General features: G+C 65.1%; 20 protein-coding genes. 6 read left to right on the forward strand and 14 right to left on the reverse strand.

Annotated elements, in window-relative coordinates:
- Positions 1-90 precede the first annotated feature (90 nt).
- From GGD67_RS06975 to GGD67_RS06985, 3 genes are read right to left on the reverse strand one after another with little or no spacing between them, the layout of a single operon-like run.
- On the reverse strand, positions 91-1,215 hold the full coding sequence (locus tag GGD67_RS06975) for a nickel/cobalt transporter (protein ID WP_210286362.1): 1,125 nt from the start codon (positions 1,213-1,215) through the stop codon (positions 91-93).
- The gene (locus GGD67_RS06980; RefSeq protein ID WP_179731797.1) at positions 1,206-1,844 is read right to left on the reverse strand and encodes a DUF1007 family protein; all 639 of its coding nucleotides are present in this window, start codon (positions 1,842-1,844) and stop codon (positions 1,206-1,208) included. The genes GGD67_RS06975 and GGD67_RS06980 overlap by 10 nt, the downstream gene beginning before the upstream one ends.
- Positions 1,844-3,925 (reverse strand): M3 family metallopeptidase, encoded by a 2,082-nt coding sequence (locus GGD67_RS06985; RefSeq protein ID WP_018316183.1) that lies wholly within the window; start codon positions 3,923-3,925, stop codon positions 1,844-1,846. Before GGD67_RS06985 ends, GGD67_RS06980 begins: the two co-directional genes overlap by 1 nt.
- Positions 3,926-4,062: 137 nt before the next feature.
- Here GGD67_RS06985 and GGD67_RS06990 point away from each other — a divergent pair, with 137 nt between their 5' ends.
- From GGD67_RS06990 to GGD67_RS07010, 5 genes are all read left to right on the forward strand, one after another.
- Positions 4,063-4,317 carry a hypothetical protein gene (locus GGD67_RS06990; protein WP_018316184.1) on the forward strand — a complete coding sequence of 85 codons (255 nt, stop codon included), beginning with the start codon at positions 4,063-4,065 and terminating at the stop codon, positions 4,315-4,317.
- Between the two features lie 688 nt (positions 4,318-5,005).
- Positions 5,006-6,148, forward strand: a complete 1,143-nt coding sequence (locus GGD67_RS06995; RefSeq protein WP_018316185.1) for a type III PLP-dependent enzyme — start codon at positions 5,006-5,008, stop codon at positions 6,146-6,148.
- A 129-nt stretch (positions 6,149-6,277) separates the two neighbouring features.
- Positions 6,278-6,865, forward strand: coding sequence for a GNAT family N-acetyltransferase (locus tag GGD67_RS07000; RefSeq protein WP_179731798.1), 588 nt, complete (start codon positions 6,278-6,280; stop codon positions 6,863-6,865).
- A 146-nt stretch (positions 6,866-7,011) separates the two neighbouring features.
- Positions 7,012-7,401, forward strand: coding sequence for a RidA family protein (locus tag GGD67_RS07005; RefSeq protein ID WP_027562893.1), 390 nt, complete (start codon positions 7,012-7,014; stop codon positions 7,399-7,401).
- Positions 7,402-7,469: 68 nt separating this feature from the next.
- The gene (locus GGD67_RS07010) at positions 7,470-8,912 is read left to right on the forward strand and encodes a homospermidine synthase (RefSeq protein ID WP_092255541.1); all 1,443 of its coding nucleotides are present in this window, start codon (positions 7,470-7,472) and stop codon (positions 8,910-8,912) included.
- A gap of 151 nt (positions 8,913-9,063) precedes the next feature.
- Here GGD67_RS07010 and GGD67_RS07015 read toward each other — a convergent pair whose 3' ends face one another.
- The 11 genes from GGD67_RS07015 to GGD67_RS07065 form a co-directional block, all read right to left on the reverse strand.
- Positions 9,064-9,393, reverse strand: coding sequence for a hypothetical protein (locus tag GGD67_RS07015; protein ID WP_026201622.1), 330 nt, complete (start codon positions 9,391-9,393; stop codon positions 9,064-9,066).
- 99 nt (positions 9,394-9,492) lie between these two features.
- Positions 9,493-10,209, reverse strand: a complete 717-nt coding sequence (locus tag GGD67_RS07020) for an MgtC/SapB family protein (protein WP_179731800.1) — start codon at positions 10,207-10,209, stop codon at positions 9,493-9,495.
- 121 nt (positions 10,210-10,330) lie between these two features.
- The gene (locus tag GGD67_RS07025; RefSeq protein ID WP_179731802.1) at positions 10,331-11,350 is read right to left on the reverse strand and encodes a WD40 repeat domain-containing protein; all 1,020 of its coding nucleotides are present in this window, start codon (positions 11,348-11,350) and stop codon (positions 10,331-10,333) included.
- The gene (locus tag GGD67_RS07030; protein ID WP_018316192.1) at positions 11,350-12,396 is read right to left on the reverse strand and encodes a GTP-binding protein; all 1,047 of its coding nucleotides are present in this window, start codon (positions 12,394-12,396) and stop codon (positions 11,350-11,352) included. The genes GGD67_RS07025 and GGD67_RS07030 overlap by 1 nt, the downstream gene beginning before the upstream one ends.
- Before the next feature lie 54 nt (positions 12,397-12,450).
- The gene (locus tag GGD67_RS07035) at positions 12,451-13,314 is read right to left on the reverse strand and encodes a metal ABC transporter solute-binding protein, Zn/Mn family (RefSeq protein ID WP_179731804.1); all 864 of its coding nucleotides are present in this window, start codon (positions 13,312-13,314) and stop codon (positions 12,451-12,453) included.
- Positions 13,315-13,320: 6 nt separating this feature from the next.
- Complete coding sequence (locus GGD67_RS07040; protein ID WP_179731806.1) at positions 13,321-14,190, reverse strand: metal ABC transporter permease; 870 nt, start codon at positions 14,188-14,190, stop codon at positions 13,321-13,323.
- A 6-nt stretch (positions 14,191-14,196) separates the two neighbouring features.
- Positions 14,197-14,952 carry a metal ABC transporter ATP-binding protein gene (locus tag GGD67_RS07045; RefSeq protein WP_179731808.1) on the reverse strand — a complete coding sequence of 252 codons (756 nt, stop codon included), beginning with the start codon at positions 14,950-14,952 and terminating at the stop codon, positions 14,197-14,199.
- A gap of 2 nt (positions 14,953-14,954) precedes the next feature.
- Complete coding sequence (locus tag GGD67_RS07050) at positions 14,955-15,191, reverse strand: hypothetical protein (protein WP_092255557.1); 237 nt, start codon at positions 15,189-15,191, stop codon at positions 14,955-14,957.
- A gap of 43 nt (positions 15,192-15,234) precedes the next feature.
- Positions 15,235-15,735, reverse strand: a complete 501-nt coding sequence (locus GGD67_RS07055) for a hypothetical protein (protein ID WP_018316197.1) — start codon at positions 15,733-15,735, stop codon at positions 15,235-15,237.
- Entirely contained in the window at positions 15,732-16,343 is a 612-nt protein-coding gene (locus GGD67_RS07060) for a permease (protein ID WP_179731810.1), read from the reverse strand. Before GGD67_RS07060 ends, GGD67_RS07055 begins: the two co-directional genes overlap by 4 nt.
- A 263-nt stretch (positions 16,344-16,606) precedes the next feature.
- On the reverse strand, positions 16,607-17,203 hold the full coding sequence (locus tag GGD67_RS07065) for a superoxide dismutase (protein WP_018316199.1): 597 nt from the start codon (positions 17,201-17,203) through the stop codon (positions 16,607-16,609).
- Between the two features lie 243 nt (positions 17,204-17,446).
- Here GGD67_RS07065 and GGD67_RS07070 point away from each other — a divergent pair, with 243 nt between their 5' ends.
- Positions 17,447-17,974 carry a GNAT family N-acetyltransferase gene (locus GGD67_RS07070; RefSeq protein WP_018316200.1) on the forward strand — a complete coding sequence of 176 codons (528 nt, stop codon included), beginning with the start codon at positions 17,447-17,449 and terminating at the stop codon, positions 17,972-17,974.
- The last annotated feature ends 76 nt before the right edge of the window (positions 17,975-18,050 follow it).

The raw sequence follows: 18,050 nt of genomic DNA on the forward strand, positions 1-18,050 counted from the left end.
CCCGGATGGAGCAAAGCGTAATCCGGGGTCTTTCCACGGCGGCACTGTCCCGGATTGCGCTGCGCTCCATCCGGGCTACGAGACCTTCGCCTAGAAACACGTCGTCCGCTCGGCTGCGATGTAGCCGAACAACAGGCCTGCGCCAAACAGCAGCACGACGCCAGCAGCCGCGAATTCGATGCCGCGCATGAACAGCGCGCCGCCGCCGTCGCGCCCTGCGCTGAGGCGGGCGGCGATGTCCTTGGCGGAGACGGCGACGACCGCGATGGCCGCGACCGTGATCGCAGTGCCTAATCCCATCAGGAAGGTGGCGGCGATGCCGGCCCAGAACAGGCCCTGGGCGAGCGCGAACACCAGCACCAGGATCGCGCCCGAGCAGGGGCGGATGCCGACGGTCAGGATCGCGGCGAAGCCGCGCCGCCAGCCACCGGGGCCGGCGAGCTCGCTCGGCGTGGGACCATGGGAATGACCGCAATGCTCGTCATGGACGTGGTCATGCCCGTGGTGGGCATGATCATGACCGTGGTGATGGTGATCATGACCGTGATCGTGATGATCGTGGGCATCATGATGATGGTGATGACCGTGATCATGATCGTGCGGCACGCCGGCGATCGCCGGCACCGGCTGGGCCGCCTGCAGCGCCCGGATGAAAATGCGGCCCTTGACCCAGACGAGACGCAGCCCGAACAGCGCGATCAGGGCGTAACTCGCGATCTCGATCGCCCCTTCCGCCTTGCACATGGTCTTGGCCGTCGCATTCAGCACCCAGGCAGAAATGCCGACGATGAGGATCGCGACCAGCGACTGCATCAGCGCCGAGGCGAACGACAGCGCGATGCCGCGCCGCGCGGTCTCGCGGTTGGCGACGAGATAGGACGCGATCACTGCCTTGCCGTGGCCGGGGCCGGCGGCATGGAAGATGCCGTAGGCAAAGGAGATGAACAGCAGCGTCCACACTGCCGAGCCGTCGGACTTGGCGGCGCGAATGGTCGCCGACATCTGGCGATAGAATTCCGACTGTTTGGCCAGCAGCCAGCCGATGAGGCCGCTGGCCTCGGGCTGGGCCGCCTGCGCCGGGCGCGGCGCGCCAAAGGGGTTTTGCGCGAAGACATCGTGAAGCGCCGCATCAGCCACGCCCATGACGAGGAAGACGGCGGCGCAGACAAGAAGCCCGCGGGCGAGCGGAGAGCGAAGACGGCGGATCAAGGGCAATCCACCGTGATCTTGTTGGCGAACATCATGCCGAAATTCGAGTTCTCGCCGTTCATGAAGGTCTGCTCGTTGAGCTTCTGCGCGCTCGCGGTGCCGTCGCTCGGGCGCTCCAGCTTCATCTGGCAGCCGGCGGGCGCGCCCACCAGTTTCACCGGGCTCTCCTTGGCCATCTGGAAGTCGATGAAGAAAGAGCGGTCGAACACTTCGAGCACCAGCTGCTTGGACTTGACCGGGTTCTTCAGCGGCAGCGTGAAGTGCAGGGTCAGGACCGTATCCTTGTAGTCGAGGAAATAGTCGACCGGCTCCTGGAATCGCTCCTTCTTGCCGTCCGCTCGCGCGAAGGTGAAGTAGGCGTATTCCTTGAGCGACTCGACGTTGGTCTGCGCCAGCGGCCCGAGCTCCTCGCGCGTATAGGCCCCCTTGGTCTTGCTCTCGAGCCCCTGCACCGCATAGGACGAGAACATGTCATCAAACGTCCAGGCGTGGCGGACGCCGGTGATGGAGCCGTCGGCCGCGTAGAGCAGCTCGCTGGTCGCGGTGATCCAGACATGCGGGTGTGCGCTCGCCGCACCCGCCGCGAGCGTCATCGCGGCGGCAAGCAGCGATCCGAACAGGGCGCGCATGCCCATCAGGCCGCCTTCGCGTCGTCGAGCAGCCCGCGCCGCCGCAGCAGCGCGTCGGGCTCCGGCGGCCGCCCGCGGAACGCCTCATAGGCGGCCTCGGGATCGACCGATCCGCCCGAGGCGTAGATGTCGTCGTGCAGACGCTTGGCGACGGCGGGATCGAAGATGTCGCCGGCCTCCTCGAAGGCGCCGAAGGCGTCGGCGTCCATCACCTCCGACCACATGTAGCTGTAATAGCCGGCGGCATAATGGTCGCCGGTGAAGATGTGACCGAACTGGGTGGGCCGGTGACGCAGCGCGATCTCCTCGGGCATGCCGATCTTCTCCAGCTCCTTCTTTTCGAAGGCGCGGACGTCGCTGGCCGCTTCGGCCGGCTGGGTGTGGAATTCGAGATCGACCAGGGCCGAGGAGACGAATTCGACCGTGGCAAAGCCCTGGTTGAATTTTCGTGCGGCCAGGAACCGTTGCAACAGCTCGTCGGGCAGCGGCTCGCCGGTCTGGTAGTGACGGGCGAACTTCTGCAGCACCTCGGGCCGCTCCTGCCAGTGCTCGTAGAGCTGCGACGGCAGCTCGACGAAATCGGTGAACACCGAGGTGCCCGACAGCGACGGATAGGTCACGTTGGAGAGCATGCCGTGCAGGCCGTGGCCGAACTCGTGGAACAGGGTGCGGGCATCGTCGGGCGACAGCAGCGAAGGCTCGCCGCCGGCGCCCTTGGCAAAATTGCAGATATTGAGAACCAGCGGCGCAACATCGCCGTCGAGCTTCTGCTGGTCGCGCAGCGAGGTCATCCAGGCGCCGGAGCGCTTCGACGGCCGGGCGAAGTAGTCGCCATAGAACAGCGCCTTGTGCTTGCCATCGGGGCCCTTGACCTCCCAGACGCGGACGTCGGGATGCCAGACCGGAACGTCCTTGCGCTCCTCGAAGGTGATACCGAACAGGCGCGTGGCGCAGTCGAAGGCGGCGGCGATCATCTGGTCGAGCGACAGATACGGCTTGATCGCGGCGTCGTCGAAATTGGCGCGCTGAAGGCGCAGCTTCTCGGCATAGAAGCGCCAATCCCAGGGAGCGAGCTTGAAATTGCCGCCCTCTTCCGTGATCAGCGCCTGCATGTCGTCGCGGTCGGCGAGCGCCCGCGCTCTGGCCGGCTTCCAGACCCGCTCCAAAAGGCTCCGGACCGCATCCGGCGTCTTGGCCATGGAGTCCTCCAGCCGGTAAGCGGCGAAGGTCGGATAGCCCAGCAGCTTGGCGCTCTCTTCGCGCAGCTTGAGGACCTCGACGATGGTTCCATTGTTGTCGTTGGCATTGCCGTTGTCGCCCCGCGCGGTGAAAGCCTTGTAGACCTTCTCGCGCAGATCACGCCGGGCAGAGCTCTTCAGGAACTGTTCGACCGAGGAGCGCGACAGCGTGACGATGGCCTTGCCTTCCATGCCGCGCTCTTCTGCCGCAGCCTTGGCGCTGGCGACGAAGCTCTCCGGCAGGCCCTGGCGGTCGGCCTCTCCCAGCTCCATGACCCAGTCTTGCTCATCGCCGAGCAGATGATGGCTGAAGCTGGTGCCGAGTTGGGCGAGCCGCTCGTTGATCTCCGCCATCCGCATCTTGGCCTCCTCGGAGAGGCCGGCGCCGGCGCGGTGGAAGCGGGTGTAGGTGCGCTCCAGCAGGCGAAGCTGCTCCGGAGCCAGGTCCAGATTGGCGCGGTTCTCGTGCAGCTGGGCGATGCGGCCGAACAGCACGGCGTTCATCATGATCGGATTCCAGTGCCGTGCCATCCGCAGAGAGACCTCCTTGTCGATCTCCAGGATGGCCGGGTTGGAATGCGCCGAGACGAGGTCGTAGAACACGGCCGCGACCTTGCTCAGCAGCTTGCCCGAGCGCTCCAGCGCCGTGATGGTGTTGGCGAAGTCGACCGCCGCCGGATCGTTGGTGATCGCCGCGATCTCGGCGGAGTGGTCGGCGAAGGCCTGCTCGAAGGCCGGCAGGAAGTGCTCGGGCTTGATCTCGTCGAACGGCGGGGTCGCAAACGGCGTCACCCAGGCCTTCAGCAGCGGGTTGGTCTCGGAGTCCGTAATTTGGCGGGGTTCTGACATCACAAGTCCCGATTTCGTGGCTCAATTGTTGCGGCCAGCTATAGCACGCGATAGGGCTTTTTTGGGCCATTTGGCCTTGCTCCCGGCCGCCTTTTCGGGGAGATTGCGGCCCTCGAAGACTAGGGATCCCTGAGCCCATGAACGCGCCTTCCTCCTCGTCCCGCCAGATCGCCTGGCCAAGCGTCATCACCGTCATCAGCGCCGCCATCCTGATCGGCGCGGAGGTGTTCGGCGCGGCCTTCGCCGGCGGCTGGGCGCTCGCGATCCTGTTCGGGCTTGGCGACCAGGGCACGCACATCCTGCAGGCCGTGCTGTTCGCGCTCGGTGTGCTCGTGATGACCGCGTTCATCCGCGCGGCCCAGCGTGTCGAGCCCTTCACGAAGCGCCGCTGACGCTTCGCGCGCGAGAGACGCGCGCGCTGCCGCAGAAAACTTAACGCGTGTTCATCTTCCGCGTCGCTCGCGCAACACCGCGCAAGCAGATGTTAGGCAATTCTGTTCTCAGCCTAAAAAAATTCTTGCGAAGCTGATTCAAAACGCTTATGTGCGCTCTTGCCCAATTTCGCACGTGCCTGTGGTCGTGTGTCAGTCGGTAGGTATCCGGACAAGAGGCCGGACAGCCGCCAAGGGGTGAAGAAGCCGAGGGGCTCTTCGGAAGTGCGGAAGTCGGAAGACTGAAGGTCGCAAGGCCTGAAGGTCGGACGAGGAAGCAAACCCGGAGCGTCCAGCATCTCTCTCAAAGAGATGCCTTGTCGAAGGTGACTTCGCTCTTTGCAACCGTGACTGGCAGCCGGAGGCGAACCGGCGCACCCCGCTCTCAACGGGGGACGCGACTTAAAGCAACGACGGATCGGGCTTTTTTGGTCTCTACCGGCATTCCAACGCCGGCGCGGGCTACTGAAAAGGCTTGTCCTTCATTGCCAGGTGTGCGGGCGGGAAATTCCCAACCAATCCACGGCAGCACAATTCGGTCTAGGGGTCTTTGCCCTGTCGCGTCTCCATCGTGCGGCAGCGGCGTAGCACCCTCGTCCGAGAACCACTTTGAACGAGCTCCGTCGCTGGGGCCGCTTTGGAGAGTGCTATGACCGAACGTATCCAGGAATTCCTGCGCAACCGCCGCAAGGATGGCCTCGACACCGAGCCGTGCCTCGTCGTCGACCTCGAGGTCGTGCGCGACAATTACCAGACCTTCGCCAAGGCGCTGCCCGACAGCCGCGTGTTCTACGCCGTCAAGGCGAACCCGGCGCCGGAAGTGCTCGCGCTGCTGGCATCCATGGGCTCCTGCTTCGACACCGCGACGGTCGCCGAGATCGAGATGGCGCTGGCCGCGGGTGCGACGCCCGACCGCATCTCCTTCGGCAACACGATCAAGAAGGAGCGCGACATCGCGCGCGCCTTCGCGCTCGGCATCCGGCTTTTCGCCGTGGATTGCGCCGCCGAAGTCGAGAAGGTCGCCCGTGCCGCACCCGGCGCGAAGGTGTTCTGCCGCATCCTCTATGATTGCGCCGGCGCCGAGTGGCCGTTGTCGCGCAAGTTCGGCTGCGACCCGGAAATGGCCGTCGAGGTGCTCGACGTTGCCAAGCGCCTGGGCCTGGAGCCGTGCGGCATCTCGTTCCATGTTGGCTCGCAGCAGCGCAAGGTGAAGGCGTGGGACCGTGCGCTGGCGATGGCCTCGCAGGTGTTCCGCGACTGCGCCGAGCGCGGCATCAACCTGTCCATGGTCAACATGGGCGGCGGCTTTCCGACCAAGTACCTGAAGGACGTGCCGCCGGTCGTGACCTACGGCCGCTCGATCTTCCGCGCGCTGCGCAAGCACTTCGGCAACCAGATTCCGGAGACCATCATCGAGCCGGGCCGCGGCATGGTGGGCAACGCCGGCATCATCGAATCCGAGGTCGTGCTCATCTCGAAGAAGAGCGACGAGGACGAGGTGCGCTGGGTCTATCTGGACATCGGCAAGTTCGGCGGTCTCGCCGAGACGATGGATGAGTCGATCCGCTACGCCATCCGTACCCGTCATGACGGCGCGGACATGACGCCGTGCGTGCTCGCGGGTCCGACCTGCGACAGCGCCGACGTGCTGTACGAGAAGAGCCCGTATCCGCTCCCCGTCACGCTCGAGATCGGCGACAAGGTGCTGATCGAAGGCACCGGGGCCTATACGTCGACCTACTCGTCGGTGGCGTTCAACGGCATCCCGCCGCTGCGGACGTACCACATCTGATCCGCCTCTTTCTCTGAGGCCTGACGAACCCGGGAGCCGGCTTGCCGGCTCCTCCCTGACAGTTCGATCTGACGACGTCTTGGACAGGCGTGCTGCGCGCACGCCGGTTCAAGCGGGGACTGACGCGCCATGACTGCTTTTCGGAAGCCACAGATCGCCCTCACCTCGAAAGCCGCTCCGTTCGTGATCCGCGCGGAGCGTGCTGCCGACGTCGCCGCCCGTGAAGCGCTGCTGGATGCCTGCTTTGGCGAGAACCGCCATGACCGCACCTGCCAGCGCCTGCGCGACGGACGCGCGCCCGCCACAGGCCTTGCCCTGTCGGCGGTGCGCGAGGGCAAGCTCGTGGGAACCGTGCGGCTGTGGCACGTCAGCGCCGGAGGCAGGCCCGCTTTGGTCCTCGGACCGCTGGCGGTGGACCCTGCCTGCCGCGAGCTCGGGATCGGCGCCGCGCTGATGCATCAAGCGCTGGCCGCCGCCCGGGCGCGAGGGCATGAAGCCGTCATCCTGCTCGGCGATGCCCCCTATTATGCCCGCTTCGGCTTCTCGGGCGAGAAGACCGGCGCGCTGGCGCTGCCCGGCCCGTTCGAGCGCGACCGGCTGCTCGCGATCGAATTCCAGGCGGGTGCGCTCGATGGCGCCGAGGGGATGATCGTCCCGACCGGCGCGCCCCTGTCCAAACGGAGGGTCCTTCGCGCCCTCCATGCGCACGCGGCCTGAGGGATTGCCATGATGGCGACGACCGAAGCCGCGTAAAGCGGCAACGCCCGGCTGCGCCGTCCTGACGCCTGTTCTTTCGGGGTTGCGCAGGCTCGAGAAACGCCCTTTAACCCCGCGAAACACCCCTTTCAGTCGAGGTCCGAAGCATGTCCCGTCGCCTCATCTCCACCGGCTCTCCCCTCGAGAAGACCGTCGGCTACAGCCGCGCCGTGATCGACGGCGATTTCGCCTTCGTGGCGGGAACCACCGGCTATGACTACACCACGATGACGATGCCGGCCGATGTCACGAGCCAGTCACGCAACTGCTTCAAGACCATCGAAGCTGCCCTGAAAGAGGGCGGATTCGAGATGGCCGATATTGTCCGTGCGACCTACTACGTCACCGACGCCAGCTACATCGACGCCCACTTCGCCGTCTGCGGCGAGGTCCTCGGTGACATCAGGCCGGCGGCGACGTTGCTGGTCGTCAGCGCCCTCGCCAAGCCCGAGATGAAGGTCGAGATCGAAGTCACCGCCAAGCGCCGCAGCGTCTGACAAGCGCCGCAGCGCCTGATCCACCCCTCACCATTTGTTTGCCAGCACGTTCCGGAGAAAACCATCCCATGAGCCCCGCCTCGCAGATCTACGCGAAGATCACCGGTCCCATCGTCATGGTCGGCTTCGGCTCCATCGGCAAAGGCACGTTGCCGCTGATCGAGCGGCATCTCGACTACGACAAGTCCCGCGTCACCGTGATTGATCCCAAGGACGAGGGCCGCAAGGCGCATTGCGAAAAGCACAATGTGCGCTTCATCCAGAAGGCCGTGACCCGGGACAATTACCGCGAGTTGCTGACCCCGCTGCTGACCGAAGGCGGCGGCCAGGGCTTTTGCGTCAATCTATCGGTCGACACCGGCTCCACCGACATCATGGAGCTCTGCAACGAGCTCGGCGCGCTCTACATCGACACCGTCAACGAGCCCTGGCTGGGCTTCTATTTCGACTCCTCGAAGGGTCCGGAAGCGCGCTCCAATTACGCCCTGCGCGAAGCCACGCTGGCGGCCAAGCGCGCGCGTCCCGCGGGCTCGACCACGGCGGTCTCCTGCTGCGGCGCCAATCCCGGTATGGTCTCCTTTTTCGTCAAGCAGGCGCTCCTCAACGTCGCCGCCGATCTCAAGCTCAATGCCCCCAAGCCGAAGACCAAGGCCGAATGGGCGGATTTGATGCGGCAGGCCGGCATCAAGGGCATTCACATTGCCGAACGCGACACCCAGCGCTCGAAGAAGCCGAAAGAGCCCGACGTGTTCGTCAACACCTGGTCGGTCGAAGGCTTCCTGTCGGAAGGCGTGCAGCCGTCAGAGCTCGGCTGGGGCACCCATGAAAAATGGATGCCCGAGAACGCGCGGACCCACGAAGCTGGCTGCGGCGCGGCCATCTACCTGATGCAGCCCGGCGCCAACACGCGCGTGCGCACCTGGTGCCCGACCCGCGGCGCGCAATATGGCTTCCTCGTCACCCACAACGAGTCGATCTCGATCGCCGATTACTTCACGGTGCGCGACGCATCGGGCAAGGCGATCTACCGGCCGACCTGCCACTATGCCTATCATCCGGCCGACGATGCCGTGCTGTCGCTGCACGAGATGTTCGGCCGCGCCGCCAAGATGCAGGAGAAGCACCACATCCTCGACGAGAACGAGATCGTCGACGGCATCGACGAGCTCGGCGTGCTCTTGTTCGGCCACGACAACAACGCCTATTGGTACGGCTCGCAGCTCTCCATCGAAGAGACCCGCGCGCTCGCACCCTATCAGAATGCCACCGGCCTGCAGGTGACCTCTGCCGTGCTCGGCGGCATGGTGTGGGCGCTGGAGAACCCGAAGGAAGGCATCGTCGAAGCCGACGAGATGGATTTCGATCGCCTGCTGGAAATCCAGCTGCCCTATCTCGGCCCAGTGAAGGGGTTCTACACCGACTGGACGCCGCTGACGGATCGTCCGGGACTGTTTCCGGAAGACATCGACACCAGCGATCCCTGGCAGTTCAAGAACATTCTGGTGCGGTGAGGGGCGCGGGCTTCGGCCCCACCACAGCTGTCATGCCCCGCGAAGGCGGGGCATCCAGTACGCCGCGGCGTCTCGGTTCAATCACTACGGTCTCTGAAAATACTGGATCGTCCGCCTTCGCGGACGATGACACCGTTGGTCTATCAGACAGCTACTTCTTCTCGATCGGCGGCGCGATCTTCTCGGCCGGTGCCGGCGGCAGTGCCGGCTTGGTCGCCGCGCCTTGTGTCTGCGGCTCAGGCCGCGCCGGCTCGGGGGCCGGCGTGGTCGGCCGGTCGCCGCCCGGCTTAGCTTCCGCGGGCACCTTGCTCTGCTCGTCAGAGGGCGTGCCCTGAAGCGGCGGTGTCGCCTGCGCCAGTTGCATCCGGCTCTCGGCGCGGATCTGCGCGATCGATATGCCCGATATAACGACACCTGCTGCGAACAGCGAACAGGCGATCAGAAGGTCGAGTTTCAGTCTGCGCTTGTCATTGACTGTCATGTCGATCACCGCCTTTGTCCGCGGGATCAACGAAATTGCCCGACCAGGGTTCCGTTCCCGGCGAGGGGGAACTGCAGCCTGCGCGCCAAAAGGCCGCGCTCACTCCGTCGTGCTGACTTCCCACGTCGCGTGGCGGACGCCGGGCAGATGCTGGAGATCGGTCGCCGCCGCGTTCAGCTCGTTCGGGTCGACCGCGCTGGCGACCAGCTTGGCGACAATCTCCAGCATATCCTCGCCGAGCTCGACGACCTCGATACCCGCCACCGGATATTTCGCACCTTCGAGCTTGTCGACGAGGCGGACGCGCATGTCGGGCAGTGCGTCGGCGGCGACCGCGAGCTTGAAATAATAGGTCGCCTCCAGCGCCTTCTCGTTCAGCGGGATGCGGTTGATGGCGTTGACCAGGGGGCGCAGCATGGTGTTGCCGGCGATGACGAAGACGGTCAGCGCCGCCGCCTGCGCGATCATGTCGGCACCGGCGCAGGAGCCGACAGCGGCCGAAGCCCATAGCGTCGCAGCGGTGTTGAGCCCGCGCACGTCCATACCTTGCTTCATGATGACACCGGCGCCGAGGAAGCCGATGCCCGAGACGACGTAGGCGATGACCCGCACCGCGCCGTCGGCGCCGTCCAGCTGCATGGCGAGATCGACGAAGGCGGCCGCGCCGACCGCGACCAGCACATTGGTGCGCAGGCCCGCGGTACGCTGGCGATATTGCCGCTCGGCACCGATCAGCGTGCCCAGCACGAAGGCCGTGGTCAGGCTGATTAGCGTGTCGAGGAAATCAGCAAGCTGGAAGGTCGTCAGAAATCGCATGAATGTCAGCTGCCGTAGGGTGGGCAAAGCGAAGCGTGCCCACGGCTCCCGTCAACGCAAAAAGATCGTGGGCACGGCGCAAGAGCGCCTTTGCCCACCCTACGGCCTAAAGGATGACAGTTTAAAGCTCCAGCATTCCGCCGTCCCCATTTTCATCGGCGAAAGCGAGCAGCGTGCCTTTCGCATTCCAGGCGATCGCGGCCACGGGCGGCGTGCCGTTGCGGCGGACCAGGATCTCGGCGCCATCCTCCAGCCGCACCATCAGCACGGTGCCGTCGCTGTAGCCGGCGGCGAGGATGTCGTTCTTCGGATGGCAGGCGACCACCGACACCCGCGCCTGCAGCGGCGCGAGCATCGCGGGCTCCTTGCCCATCGGACCGTCCTTGCTGGCGAACGGCCAAATGATGACGGTGTCGGCGCCCGAGGTCGCGAGCCCCTTGCCGCCCGCGCTCCAGGACATCGAGCGGACGCGGCCGGGATAGCCGGTCATCCGCATATGCCTGTTGTCGGCAAGCCGCCAGCCATGCAGCGCCGCCTCGTGCATGGTGGTGACCAGGAATTTGTTGTCCGGGCTGAAGGTAACGCCGAGATGCGAGCCGGCCCAGGGCAGGAATTCGGCTGATCCCGCCATGTTCGGAAACCACAGCGTCGCGCCGTTGTAATGGGCGATTGCGAGCCGGAGTCCCTTGGGCGCGAACGCAAGCCCACCGACGGTCGAAGGCACCTCGAGCGACTTCTCTTCGGACTTGCCGCTCTTGACGAAAGCCGTCTTGCCGGCCGACCAGGCGTAGGAGCCGTCCGCGTGCAGCGCCACCGCATCGATCCAGCGTCGCTTGGGATCGGTGGCGAGCAGCGTCACCTCGCCCTTGGCGTCGAGCGAGACGACCTTGCCGTCGTCGCCGCCCATCACCAGGCGCTTGCCGTCGCAAGCGGTGGAGAGAATGCCGCCGCTGTGAACAGTGACCGTGCTGATCTCACCCTTGTCATCGACGAACGCGACATTCTCCTCGCCGCCGACGAAGGCGGCGCGATCCCCGAGGAAATGCACCGAGGTCACGCCCATGCCGAGCGTAACCGGCTTGACGCGATCGGTGACGGAGACGATCGAGGCGGAATCGGGGGCCGGCGAAAACTCTTTCATCACGAGACGATGCAGCTCTCAAAACCCTTGCGGATGGCCTCTTCCGGCAATTCGCGACCGATGAAGACGAGGCGGCTCTCGCGCGGCTCGCCCTCCTTCCACTTTCGCTGGTGGTCACCCTCCAGCATCATGTGGACGCCCTGGAAGACGTAGCGGTCGTCGTCGTCGTGGAAGGCGAGGATGCCCTTGGAGCGCAGGATCTTGCCGCCTTCGACCTGCACCAAATTCTGCAGCCAGGGCATGAACACATTCGGATCGAGCGGCTTGTCGGTCTTGAGCGACAGCGACTGCATGTCCTCGTCGTGATAGTGCTTCAGGCCGTGACCGTGATCATGGTGGTGATGATCGTGGCCGTGATGGTGGTGATCATGGTCGTGGTCATGATCGTCGGCCTCCAGGAAGTCCGGCTCGATGTCGAGGATGCGGTCGAGATCGAAGGCGCCGCGGTCGAGCACGTCGGCCAGGGCCACCGAGCAGCGCTCGGTGCGGTGGAGTTTCGCATAGGGATTGATGCCGCGGATGCGGGCCTCGACCTCGGCAAGCTCGCCCTTGCTGACGAGATCGGTCTTGTTCAGCACGATGACGTCGGCGAAGGCGATCTGGTTCTTGGCCTCGGGCGCATCCTTGAGCCGATCGGACAGCCATTTGGCGTCGGCCACCGTGACCACGGCATCGAGCCGCGCATTCTTCTGCACGTCCTCGTCGACGAAGAAGGTCTGGGCGACCGGCGCCGGATCGGCAAGGCCGGTGGTCTCGACGATGATGGCGTCGAACTTGCCCTTGCGCTTCATCAGGCCGTCCATGATGCGCACGAGGTCACCGCGCACGGTGCAGCAGATGCAGCCATTGTTCATCTCGAACACTTCCTCATCGGCGCCGATGATGAGGTCGTTGTCGATGCCGATCTCGCCGAATTCGTTGACGATGACGGCGTATTTCTTGCCGTGATTCTCCGACAGGATGCGGTTCAGGAGCGTGGTCTTGCCGGCACCGAGATAGCCGGTCAGGACGGTCACGGGAATTTTCTGAGAGGTCGCTTCAGACATAACAACTCCGGACTTCGGGCTTTTCGCGCGACGCGAGGCGGGGTGGCCCCTGCCTTAGTGGTCAAGCGCGCTGGTCAGCGCCTTTATATTGTGCCTGACCATATCAATGTAAGTGGGTGCAGGCCCCTTTTCGCCGGTCAAACCGTCCGAAATCAGGGTCCCGCCGACTTTTGAGCCGGTCTCGGCCGCGATCCGCCGGATCAGCCGGTCGTCGCTGATATTTTCCAGGAACACGGCCGGTATTTTTTTAGCCTTGATCTGGCCGATGATGGCCGCGATGTCGCGTGCGCTCGGCTCGGTTTCGGTGGAGACCCCCAGGGGGGCGATGAACTGGATACCGTATTCGGCGGAAAAATAGCCGAAGGCGTCATGGGTCGAGATCACCTTGCGCCGCTCCGGCGGGATTTTCGCCACGGCCTCGCGGACCTCGCGGTCGAGCGTTTCGAGCTTTTCCAGATAGGCTTTTGCCTGGACCCGGAAGAACTCCGCATCATCCGGGGCGGCCGCCGCCAGCGCATTGGCGATATCGGTCACGTAGATCCTGGCGTTGGGGACCGACTGCCAGGCGTGGGGGTCGGCGGCCGAACCGAGCTTCAGCGGCACGATGCCGGCGCTCGCGGTGACCACCACGGCCTTGCTCCCTGCGGACTGCACGAGACGCGGCAGCCAGCCCTCCAGCCCGAGCCCATTGACGATGACGAGCTTCGCCTCCGCGACCCGCTTCGCATCGGCTGGCGCCGGCGTGTAGACGTGGACGTCGCTGTCGGGGCCGACCAGCGTCGTAACGTTGGCCCGATCTCCCCCGACGTTACGGACGAAGTCGCCGAGGATCGAGAAGCTCGCAATGACGTTGAGCCGTTCCGCGGCCTGCAGCGGCGAGGCGATGGTCAGCAAGGCAAGGAACAGAAGGAAGCGCATCGCCCGTCACGCTTCCAGGTGCCGGCCGGGAAACATCTGCCGGACGATGCCGCCGACGCGGCCGAACAGCACGGAGACGATGTAGAGCACCGACGCCACGAGAATGACCGCAGGGCCGGACGGCACGCGGGTCTGGAACGACAGCACGAGGCCGGCATAGCCGGAAGCCGCGGCAGCGACCACCGCGATGCAGATCATGACGGTGAGATCGCGTGACCAGAACCGCGCGATACCCGCCGGCAGGATCATCAAGCCGACCGCAAGCAGCGTGCCAAGGGCCTGAAAGCCATTGACGAGGTTGATCACGACCAGCGCCAGGAAGGCGAGATGCGCGGGACCGCCGGCGCGGCTGACTGTGCGCAAGAACAAGGGATCGACGCTCTCGATCACCAGCGGGCGGTAGATCACGGCGAGCACCAGCAGCGTCACGGTGGCGTTGAAGGCCACCACCAGCAGGGTCTGGTCGTCCATCGCGAGGATGTTGCCGAACAGCACGTGGAGCAGGTCGATATTGGTGCCCTTGATCGAGACGATGGTGACGCCGAGCGCCAGCGAGGCCAGATAGAAGGTCGCGAGCGAAGCGTCCTCCTTCAGCCCGGTCGAGCGCGCGACGACGCCGGCGAGGATCGCGACGGCAAAGCCTGCGATCAGCCCGCCGGCCGTCATCGCGAACAGATTGAGCCCGGAGAGCAGGAAGCCGACCGCCGCGCCGGGCAGGATCGCATGCGCCATTGCATCGCCGACGAGGCTCATCCGCCGCAGCATCAGGAAGACGCCGATCGGCGCACCGGCCAGCGACAATGCGATCACGGCGGCCAGCGCCCGCCGCATGAACTCGAATTCGGTGAAGGGACCGATCAGCGTGTCGTAGAGCATCGGTGATCACGCCGCCCGCGAGCGGGTATCGTCGGCGGCGCAGGCCGCGGCGGTGTCGTCGAACGCCTCGCACATCCGCATCGCCACCAGCAGGTTTTCCGGCGTCAGAACCTCCACTGTCGGTCCCCACGCCACGGGGCCGCGCGCCAGCACCAGCGTCTCGGTGAAATGGTTGCGCACCATCTCCATGTCGTGCAGCGCGGCGAGCACGGTGCGGCCCTCACCATGCCAGTGCTTGACCAGCGCGAGCAGGTCGGTCGTGGTCTTGCTGTCGATGGCGTTGAAGGGCTCGTCCAGCACGATGAGCGAAGCGTCCTGCAGCAGCACGCGCGCGAACAGCACGCGCTGCATCTGGCCACCCGAGAGCGTACCGATCGGGCGGTTCTCGAAACCATTGAGGCCGACGGAGGCGATCGCGCGCAAGATCTTCCCGCGCGCCGCCTTGCCGATGCCGCCGAACAGGCCGGTCCCGCGCCACAGCCCGGTGCCGACGAAGTCGAACACCGAGATCGGGAAGCTGCGGTCGATCTCCGCACTCTGCGGCAGATAGGCGATATCGCGAGAGTCGAGCCCGCCGAGATGGATGCTGCCGTCGAGCGGCCGGAGAATGCCGACGATGCCGCGCAGCAGGGTCGACTTGCCCGCGCCATTCGGGCCGATCACGGCGACCAGCGCACCCCGCGCAACCTCACCGTTGAGATGGTGCACGGCCGGATGCCGGTCATAGCCGAGCGTCACATTGTGAAAGTGCAGCGCCGCCATCGTCACCTCATCGCCAGGAAGACCACGCCCCAGAGCACGGCACAGACAGCGAGCGCGGCCCCAAGGCGCGCCGCCATGGTCATGCGCAGGATCGACCAGGGCGCCGCCTGGGCCGGATGCGGCGAGGCCGCGTCGTGGACATGGGCGTGGGTGTGGTCGTGCCCGTGCGAATGCGCGTGGTCATGAGAATGGCCATGGGCATGGTCGTGATGATGGGCGTGGGACGCGGCGGGAACCATTTCGGAACGTTATATTATAACATAACCCCTGTCCACGCCGGGCTCACGGCTTGCCGATCACCATCGCGATGGCAGCTGCCACGAAAGGAAACGGCACCGACACGGCGCAGCGGAACCAGACGAAACGGGCCGGCATGAACGGGATTTCCCACAAGATCACCCGCTGGAAGGCGAACAGGGCCCAGGCTACGACATAGGCCACCACCTGCGGCACCCCGCCGCCCGACTTCAGCGCCACCGTGCCGATGGAGAAGCCGATCACGGGCCCGCCCGGCGTGGCGGCGCCGGCGACCACGGCGGTCGCAACCCCGAGCCAGCCGCTGTCCGGCCCGAGCCAGCCGGTGATCACCTCCTGCGGGATGATCGCGGCGATGTAGCCGGAGCCGATCACGCCCAGCGCGATGCGCGGCACGATGTTGATGAAATCCATCGAACCTTCGCGCAGCGAGGCCTTGAACACAGGCGGGCCGCGGCGAAAGGCGATCAGCCCGACGCCGAACACCGATCCCCACAACAGGATGTCGATGAAAAGCGCGGCGCTCATGCCGCGTCCTCGTCGCTTTCACGCTTCGGATAGAGCCGGACATAGACGAAGCGGCCGAGCGCACCGGCGAGTACCGGCAGCGGCAGCGAAATCAGAATCCGCCACAGCGTGAAGTCGGTGCCCATGATCGGGATTTCCCAGGCCACCGCCCGGCCATAGCCGATCAGGGTCCAGCTCACGACCATGGCGATGGTGGCGCCGAAATCGGCGCCGACTGCGAGCAGCGCACTCGCCACGGGATAGGCAGTGAAGGGACCGCCCGGCAGGATCGCGCCGAAGGCGGTGCCGATCAGCAGCCCCATCAGACCGGATTTCGGTCCGAGCGAGCGCGAGACCTTTTCGTGCGGCAGGATCTCCGAGATGAAGGCCCCGAGCAGGCAGCCGGCGAGCACGCGCGGCAGGATGCCTGAGAACAGCGAGAGATCGTGGGTCAGAATGTCGAGAACGCCGTCGGTGCCGTCACGCCGCCAGACCAAGGTCGCACTCACCGCGACCAGCGCGGCGATGATGATCGTCGACCAGCCGATCGGCTTGCGCACTCGCCCCGGGCGCGGCTCGGACTCGACGTCCTCGGCAGGCGCCGGGTTCTTCGGGGAAGGTTCTGACAACGGGCTCGGTCGCTCGAGGGTGATGCCGTTCCTGATTAAGGGCGGCGTCCATTCGATGCAAACAGTACGATGACAGACCGGTGCGCGCGCCACGCAGGGCAATTCCGCACAGCAAAAAGGCGGCCGCGCGAGCGACCGCCTTCTGTCATTCCGGGGCGCACGAAGTGCGAGCTCTGGTGCGCAACTGCGCACCTGAGAATTTCGCGCCACAACTTCTGGATTCCGGGTTCGCCCTGCGGGCGCCCCGGAATGACAACGAGGCCTTACGCCTTCTCGAGCAGGGACTCGACGTATTCCCAGTTCACGAGGTTCTCGACGAACGCCTTGAGATAATCGGGGCGGCGGTTGCGGTAGTCGATGTAATAGGAGTGCTCCCAGACGTCGCAGCCGAGGATCGGGGTGGCGCCATGCACCAGCGGATTCTCGCCGTTCGGGGTCTTGGAGATCTCGAGCTTGCCGTTCTTGACCTGGAGCCAGCACCAGCCGGAGCCGAACTGGCCGACGCCGGCCGCCTGGAAGTCGGTCTTGAACTTCTCGAAGCCGCCGAGGTCCTCGTTGATCTTCTTCTCGATCTTGCCCGGCAGCTTGGTGCCGCCGCCATTGGGCTTCATCCAGCTCCAGAAGTGGATGTGGTTGTAGTGCTGGCCGGCATTGTTGAACACCGCGGGGTTCTTGCCAAACGAGCCCTTGACGATCTCTTCAAGGGACTTGCCTTCCCATTCGGTCCCCTTGAGCGCGTTGTTGCCGTTGGTGACGTAGGCCTGATGATGCTTGTCGTGGTGGAATTCCAGCGTCTCCTTCGACATGAACTGGCCGAGGGCGTCATAGGCGTAAGGGAGGGGGGGCAGCGTAAAGGTCATGGGATGTTGTCCGCGACTGATGGGGAACTGGCTTAACGGGGACTCTTATAGAAGGTTCCACCGCCGTTAAATACCTCAGAATTTGCGAAAAGACGTGATGCCACGGCTTGGCCGGATTGCATAACTTCGCAGCACCGAGGGACATTCAACCCGGGCCGATCGCCGGCCGCAGAATATCGTTGCCTTTGAACCGGTTATGACAGAACCAATGAACCGCGCAGCCGCGTTGCGAGAGACAAAGCCATGAGCATCGAGATCGACATTTTGAACGGCGACGCCTCGTGGCCGATCGCCAAGCCGCTGCTCAGCGCGGTCTGGGGTCAAGACGCAGCGGAGAAGCCGGCCTGGGCTCACGTCAAATGGGCCAATGCCGACCTGCGCGTGCTGATCGAGACGCCCGAGGACGGTCTCGTCTGCCATGTCGGCATCTACTTCCGCACCGTCACCTGGAACGGACAGAAGGTCCATATCGGCGGCATCGGCGGGGTCTGCACCCGCGAGGACCGGCGCGGTCGCGGCTATGCGACCGTGGCGATCGACGCGGCGGTTCACACCATTCGCGCCAACGAGGCCGTTCGCTTCGCGCTGCTGTTCTGCGAACCACACAATTTTTCGTTCTACGAGACCCGGAGCTGGCTGCCCTTCAAGGGCGAGGTCTATTGCGAGCAGCCGGAGGGGCGGATCCGCTTCACCGAGATGGCGCCCTACGTCTTCAACATCGTCCGCGCGCCGACGCTGGGCACCATCGACCTATGCGGCCTGCCGTGGTGACCCCTGCGTGGAGTGAGGGCTGCCGCAGGGGCTCGGCCGCCCTATAATATGTCGATCATCATCTAAAATTCCGCCC

It is taken from the genome of Bradyrhizobium sp. IAR9 (assembly GCF_013408065.1).
GTDB lineage: Bacteria > Pseudomonadota > Alphaproteobacteria > Rhizobiales > Xanthobacteraceae > Bradyrhizobium.

Excerpts from the sequence above, each read along its gene's own strand:
- GGD67_RS06980 (WP_179731797.1), bottom strand. The coding sequence starts at position 1,844 with ATGGGCATGCGCGCCCTGTTCGGATCGCTGCTTGCCGCCGCGATGACG.
- GGD67_RS06985 (WP_018316183.1), bottom strand. The coding sequence starts at position 3,925 with ATGTCAGAACCCCGCCAAATTACGGACTCCGAGACCAACCCGCTGCTG.
- GGD67_RS06990 (WP_018316184.1), top strand. The coding sequence starts at position 4,063 with ATGAACGCGCCTTCCTCCTCGTCCCGCCAGATCGCCTGGCCAAGCGTC.
- GGD67_RS06995 (WP_018316185.1), top strand. The coding sequence starts at position 5,006 with ATGACCGAACGTATCCAGGAATTCCTGCGCAACCGCCGCAAGGATGGC.
- GGD67_RS07000 (WP_179731798.1), top strand. The coding sequence starts at position 6,278 with ATGACTGCTTTTCGGAAGCCACAGATCGCCCTCACCTCGAAAGCCGCT.
- GGD67_RS07005 (WP_027562893.1), top strand. The coding sequence starts at position 7,012 with ATGTCCCGTCGCCTCATCTCCACCGGCTCTCCCCTCGAGAAGACCGTC.
- GGD67_RS07010 (WP_092255541.1), top strand. The coding sequence starts at position 7,470 with ATGAGCCCCGCCTCGCAGATCTACGCGAAGATCACCGGTCCCATCGTC.
- GGD67_RS07015 (WP_026201622.1), bottom strand. The coding sequence starts at position 9,393 with ATGACAGTCAATGACAAGCGCAGACTGAAACTCGACCTTCTGATCGCC.
- GGD67_RS07020 (WP_179731800.1), bottom strand. The coding sequence starts at position 10,209 with ATGCGATTTCTGACGACCTTCCAGCTTGCTGATTTCCTCGACACGCTA.
- GGD67_RS07025 (WP_179731802.1), bottom strand. The coding sequence starts at position 11,350 with ATGAAAGAGTTTTCGCCGGCCCCCGATTCCGCCTCGATCGTCTCCGTC.
- GGD67_RS07030 (WP_018316192.1), bottom strand. The coding sequence starts at position 12,396 with ATGTCTGAAGCGACCTCTCAGAAAATTCCCGTGACCGTCCTGACCGGC.
- GGD67_RS07035 (WP_179731804.1), bottom strand. The coding sequence starts at position 13,314 with ATGCGCTTCCTTCTGTTCCTTGCCTTGCTGACCATCGCCTCGCCGCTG.
- GGD67_RS07040 (WP_179731806.1), bottom strand. The coding sequence starts at position 14,190 with ATGCTCTACGACACGCTGATCGGTCCCTTCACCGAATTCGAGTTCATG.
- GGD67_RS07045 (WP_179731808.1), bottom strand. The coding sequence starts at position 14,952 with ATGGCGGCGCTGCACTTTCACAATGTGACGCTCGGCTATGACCGGCAT.
- GGD67_RS07050 (WP_092255557.1), bottom strand. The coding sequence starts at position 15,191 with ATGGTTCCCGCCGCGTCCCACGCCCATCATCACGACCATGCCCATGGC.
- GGD67_RS07055 (WP_018316197.1), bottom strand. The coding sequence starts at position 15,735 with ATGAGCGCCGCGCTTTTCATCGACATCCTGTTGTGGGGATCGGTGTTC.
- GGD67_RS07065 (WP_018316199.1), bottom strand. The coding sequence starts at position 17,203 with ATGACCTTTACGCTGCCCCCCCTCCCTTACGCCTATGACGCCCTCGGC.
- GGD67_RS07070 (WP_018316200.1), top strand. The coding sequence starts at position 17,447 with ATGAGCATCGAGATCGACATTTTGAACGGCGACGCCTCGTGGCCGATC.